The organism is Pedobacter sp. 01T416_2, assembly GCF_056398925.1.
In genome coordinates, this window is sequence record NZ_JBFTQI010000376.1 from 1 (window position 1) to 5,698 (window position 5,698).

Genomic DNA, 5,698 nt, shown 5'->3' on the forward strand with positions numbered 1-5,698 from the left:
TTATAAGAACCATGCAGTGCAATCCGTTTATCAATTACACAGAATTTTTGATTCATGATACCATAGCCAACATTCTTTATCTTAGTTACTGAAGCTCCCAAGGAAACAAGTTCATCAAAATCTAACTTTAGATTCTCTTGATTATCGGCGATGATTAGCTCAACCTTTACATTTTGAGCGGCTTTACTTTTAACGATAGCGAATAATTCCTCGTCAGTAAACCATGCACTGGCAATTAGAATTTCGAAATCTGCTCCTTCTAGCTCTTTAACTATCCGGGCAAAAATCTCTTTGTTGTCTTGCAACACTTGCTGATCGAGTTGGGTATTTTCTGTGAGCATGAGTTTTTCATTTAGGAATGAACACATTGCTGTATCCGTACTTGATTTAAAAATTATTTTAGTTGTTTAATCGTTGTTTGGTAATCTCTAAAGCTCTGTCCGAATGCTTCTGTAAACTCGTAATTGCTAAATTCGTATTCTTCGTTTAAGCCTGTATTCGTACGTAAATTGATCTGGCCATATTTGGCTATTGGGATCTGGTAGTTACCTTTAAATCTTTTATCTGGTGTACCATTTTTATTTACTTTGGCCCAGGTCCTGTCGATTACTTTCGAATCGCGAGGTACCGTACCGGTTTCGGTAAAACGAACATAACTTTGCTGCAGGTTAAGCTCATCAAGCCCGATGATGGCAAAATTTGTGTTATTGGAATACATGATGATGAAGCTGGGATAGAAATATAAATCCGCGCCATTTGCATTTTCGAAGTATAGTGCTTCAAAGTTTGATCTGATATCGATAAGTGATTTAAATGCAAACTTTACATCTCGTTTATTTACAATGGTGCTGGCAGATGATCGCGCTGCCACGCGATCTTGAAAATGGGCACTCGTTACATCCCAAATTTTATGGGAGGTTGTTAAGTTCCCGAATGCTTTCACTAAGCGATCGTACTTTTCCCTGATTTCGGGTTCAAATTCTATATCAAGCTTGACATAACAGTTGTCTATTTGAAGTGATGTTTGCTTGATGGCTTCTTTTTGTGCCGTAATATTTATTTTTAAGCTTGTGGGAATAGTCTTTTTTATTAGGCCATAGAGGAATATATAACTTAGCACGAGTTTAGTTTTCGAAACACCTAAAGTAGCCTGGATTTTTAATAAATCGCTTTTGAGTTCTTTCCTTTGCTGTTGGGCCAATAGAATAGCCTCTTTAACACCAAGCATGTTTTGGCTGGTTATTTCATGAATGTCGGCACTGAAAATATTGTCTAAAACCTCTACTGGCTCGTTTGGCAGGTATACCTGAGGCTGAGGACTTGAGCCTGAAAGTTTATGCCTGCTGTTAATGCCTAGAAGTGGAACAGAGGTGTTAAGATAGGTTCCTGATTTTCCGAAAGTCATGCTTGCCCCTTTAACTCCTATAGAAGTGGATATACCACTTTTACTTAAGTTTAAATGAACACCAGGGATAATTTTTATCCGTTTGTGAAAGCTCCAAGCCATTTTAGTATTTTTTAATTTTGATACTACAAAAATAAGTTGCTTGAAGGGGCTTACATTACGGGAAACCGTAAAGCAAAAAACTATTTTCACAATTAATTTTCAGCAAAATGGATTCATTAACAGCTGCTTACAAAACTGGCAAAATGTAGCATATATTGAATAAATTAACGCACTAATCATTCTTCGGCTTCACATAATCTTCTGATTTTTCTTTCTTCCACCAGCTATTATTGAGGCGTTTAATGGAATAAAAAGCGCGGTTTACACCTGGTTTCATGGTTGCGGTATCGAGGTGTCTGCGCCATACGTGGATTAGGGTATCGGTACCGATTACTATCCACCAGAAGGTTTTGCCATAACGTTTTGTGGTGTACACTTCGCTGATGGTGCCCTTAATTGTTTTGTTGTTGAAACCAGGTTCCATTAACTGATAGGTGATCACTTTCCTTTTTTGTGCCTGGGCATTGCCTATTATGATTGTTAATAATAGCAGTGTAAAGAGATGTTTCATGCCACTAAGGTATTTCGGCAAAAAATATATTCCTTACGGCTAACAGTAAGGGAATGATAGCAGGTTGTTTATACCAAAATGAGAGGTTGCCCTGCCTGGTTCGAAAACAGCCACGGAAACAACCTCTACATTTTTTGAGAGATGAGCGGATAATTAGTAGTTTTCTATAGTCTGATGCAACTGGTTTCTGTAATCGTAAAGCTCATCGAGGTTAAACAGCTGCTTTTTCTCGCCAGCGTCTTTTCCTTTCTCGAAAGTTTCGATGTACTTGTTAACGGTATTAAAATGGAACCTGCAAATTGGTTTACGATTATTGTCATCCAGCAATACGCCAAAGTAAGATTGGGTATCTCGTGCAGCGATCCTGGCAGATGGAATCTTCTCGCGCAAAATGGCCTTTACAATCTGGAAAGCTTCTAATTCCTCTTCAGTAGTTACGATTTTAGAAGCATCGGGATCTTCATTAATAGGAATCACTTTACCCTCCTCCTTTTTCTCAATTTTCTCGTTAATATTCAATGCCGATTTTAAGCGGTTGCTGATGGATTCATTGATCGAAATGGTAAGGGCTTTTTTGGTATAATCTTTAAAAGCAATCATCCGGTTTGCCGTTAAGGGTTTGTCGAAAAAACGGTTCACCAATAGTTTCACCATTTCATCAGAAGGGCTGTCTATTTCTTTTTCAAATTCCTTTCTGATGGCTTTGATGTATTTTAAACCTTCGGCCGAATCGAGAATCGTTTCTAAATTATATTCGTTTTTGGTAAAACTTTCGAGGATTTTAATGGCATTATCTTTCAGGTCTTCGATATCGATGGTTAAGAATGGTTTCTCGTCCATAATATTCGGTTTTTCCAGATCGGCGTAAAAATTGTAAACCGTACCATTGGTTAATACCCCAAACCGCGCTTTAGAAACATGGTAATAGCGATGCAACTGAGAGTTGTGCGCATCGGCACTTTCTTTCCAGTGTTTACATTCGAAAATGAGGATGGGCTCATTGTTTTTACGGATCACATAATCTACCTTTTCGCCTTTTTTGGTGCCGATATCACAGATGTGTTCGGGTATAACTTCTGTAGGGTTAAAAATATCGTAACCGAGGATTTGAATAAAGGGCATTACAAATGCATTTTTCGTAGCCTCCTCGGTATTGATCTGCTCTTTTAAGCCCACCACGCGCTGATGAAGTTGTTCTAACTTTAGTTTAAGATCCATAACTTTTTGCATTAAATGGTTTCATCTTTTACTGATGCATCCGGCGCATTTTCTTTAACCGATTCGATACCGTTATCTCTGGCATCAGCAGTTGTATACATTTGGCTGGTACCGATAATTTCGCCATTTGCAGCTTTTAAATTGAAATAGTACGCTCCGGTTTTGGCAATTTTTCTGTCGTACATGGCATCGGTTGGTGCATTGGTTTTTACCGATTCGATACCTTTGTTGCAGCCTGCTTTTGTGGCGTAACCCTCGCTGGTGAGGATAACCCTGCCGTTTGCCGCTTCGAGATTAAACTGGTATTCGCCGTTTGTTCTTTTGGTAATGATAAATTTTCCCATAGTTGTTTTTTTAAGCTGCTCAAAAGTATGGGAGGAATATGGTGCATCCTTACGGGAAACCGTAGGTTGGTTCATTAGTCAACAGTTCATTGGTTGATAATCTTAACGATAATCCACGTCAAATACTATTTTTTAAACCAAGGTTCGCAGCGGCAAAACAACGAGAATGCAGCAACGTAGGGAAAACCGTTTAAAGATTCTGAAACAAGTTCAGAATGACGAATTTGTGAAGGATCATCAAACGAGTGACTAAGCGAGACCAATCGTTAAGAGTATGGACTAAAGACTAACCTAAGCTAAATCACCTTATTTGCAATGCAATAAGCAATTAGCTGACCATTATTTGAAATATTGAGCGCGGTTTTAATATAATTTATGCGTTTTTCGATGCTGCTCAAGCCAGATGGCTCCATCTTTTTTTGTTTCAAAATGCCCGACATTTCTTTTTGGGTTTTTCCATCTAAAATGAGCGAAACGATTGTTTTATCATAGTGCGTAAAATTGTGCAGGTATTCTTCTTTTTGCCTCAGGTTGGGCGAATGGTATTTCTTGTTTTTATAAATGCTTTCTAAAGCCAGTTTAAGATCTTTGGCATCATGGCGGGCTTTAGGTACATAAGCATCGATATTTAATTCTTTAAATAGTGTATTGGCAATTAAGGCCCTGTTTTCTATCGAAAATACCAGCACTTTTAAATCGGGCTGTATTTCTTTTAAAGCTTTGATCAATTCTCTGCCTCCTGCTATTTTTTGTTTCGGATAGTCTTCATCAAAAGAAAGGTCGGTAATGATCAGTTCATAAGGATCGCCATCGCGTAGTGCTTTTTGTACCCGTGTAAATGCATCATCACAATAAAATACATAATCTTTATCGGCTATGGTAATGCCAAGATCTATAAGGGCGCTACGGAGCGATTTACTAACAATTTCATGATCTTCGGCGATGAGTACGTTTTTGAACATATTTATATTTTTATAAGGTTGGAAATGAAAATTTAACACGAAGCCCTCCATCGGGCTTGGTATCAAAAGTAATATGGCCAGAAATACTTTCTATACGGGTTTCCGTATTTCTTAATCCATTTTTAGGTGTTAAAACCTCCATTCCCTTTCCATTATCTACATATAAAACAGTTATACGGTCATTTTCACGTTTAAAATTTAAGGTAACGGTATCTGCCACACTATGCTTTTTCATATTGGTCATCAGTTCCTGCAAAATGCAAAACACTTCAGCTTTAGTGTCATCATTAATAGCTTCCCAAAGTTTTTCGCCGCCACCTTCAATCGTTATGTTAGTTTCCGCCGAGGCATAAGCGTATAACATTTTCGACAGTTCAATCGAAAAACTTTCTTCATTGTGGACATCTTTATTGTCGTAAGAAAGATCTCTCGATATTTTATAGATCACATCAAGTTTGTCGGCCAGGTCGTTCTTATCTATTTCGGGTGTGTTCTCTACCTCCGACATTACCTGGTATACCCTATTGGCCACACGGTCGTGAATTTTTTTTACATATTTGAGTTCCGTTTTTTTAACTTCTATTTCTTTTTCCTGTTGCAGGCTTTTTTTCCGTTTCTGGTATAAAAAATAGCCCAATAGCAAACACAGGATTAAAGTGCCAATCCCTATATTTCTGAGCAGTATATCTTTTTGTTTTTCAATATTCTCAGCTTTGGCCTTCAGAAAATCGGCTTTGTTTTTTTCCGTTTCGTAGCGGATAAGAGCAAATTGATTTTTGGCTGCATTACGGGCATTCTGTATACTATCATCAAGTTGTTGATAGATTTCAAAGTATTGCTTAGTCTTTATAGAAGAACTTAATTTAATAAGTTTTTGAAGTGCTTCGAGTTTATCGGTGGCACTATTTAATTTTTGTGCAATTTCATATCTTATCAGTGCATAGTTCAATGCAGAATCTGGCCATTTTGAGGTATAGTAATCAGAAAGATGTGCATAGCTTGAATTTTGCCCCCATAGATCATTTTCTCTTTTTCGAATCTGTAACGATTTCAAGAAATCGGGAACAGGATTATATCTAGGATTTTGAAGCCATTTTGTTTTTGCAATATTGGTTAATAAGCGAGCATATTCTACTTTATTTTTTGAAGCCTTTAC

Annotated in this window: 7 protein-coding genes; all 7 read right to left on the minus strand. The window is 37.5% G+C overall.

Annotated elements, in window-relative coordinates:
- A partial coding sequence (locus tag AC1DPQ_RS15910; protein WP_477610195.1) for a phospholipase D-like domain-containing protein occupies positions 1-341 on the minus strand: 341 nt, incomplete at its 3' end.
- A 53-nt stretch (positions 342-394) separates the two neighbouring features.
- Positions 395-1,507 carry a DUF4236 domain-containing protein gene (locus AC1DPQ_RS15915; RefSeq protein WP_477580014.1) on the minus strand — a complete coding sequence of 371 codons (1,113 nt, stop codon included), beginning with the start codon at positions 1,505-1,507 and terminating at the stop codon, positions 395-397.
- 172 nt (positions 1,508-1,679) lie between these two features.
- Positions 1,680-2,018 carry a hypothetical protein gene (locus AC1DPQ_RS15920; protein ID WP_477580016.1) on the minus strand — a complete coding sequence of 113 codons (339 nt, stop codon included), beginning with the start codon at positions 2,016-2,018 and terminating at the stop codon, positions 1,680-1,682.
- A gap of 153 nt (positions 2,019-2,171) precedes the next feature.
- Positions 2,172-3,236: a type I restriction endonuclease gene (locus tag AC1DPQ_RS15925; RefSeq protein ID WP_477580018.1), complete on the minus strand. Its 1,065-nt coding sequence runs from the start codon at positions 3,234-3,236 to the stop codon at positions 2,172-2,174.
- Positions 3,237-3,247: 11 nt separating this feature from the next.
- Positions 3,248-3,580: a YegP family protein gene (locus AC1DPQ_RS15930; RefSeq protein WP_477610197.1), complete on the minus strand. Its 333-nt coding sequence runs from the start codon at positions 3,578-3,580 to the stop codon at positions 3,248-3,250.
- Positions 3,581-3,876: 296 nt separating this feature from the next.
- The gene (locus AC1DPQ_RS15935) at positions 3,877-4,542 is read right to left on the minus strand and encodes a response regulator (RefSeq protein WP_477580022.1); all 666 of its coding nucleotides are present in this window, start codon (positions 4,540-4,542) and stop codon (positions 3,877-3,879) included.
- Between the two features lie 10 nt (positions 4,543-4,552).
- A partial coding sequence (locus AC1DPQ_RS15940) for a sensor histidine kinase (RefSeq protein ID WP_477610199.1) occupies positions 4,553-5,698 on the minus strand: 1,146 nt, incomplete at its 5' end.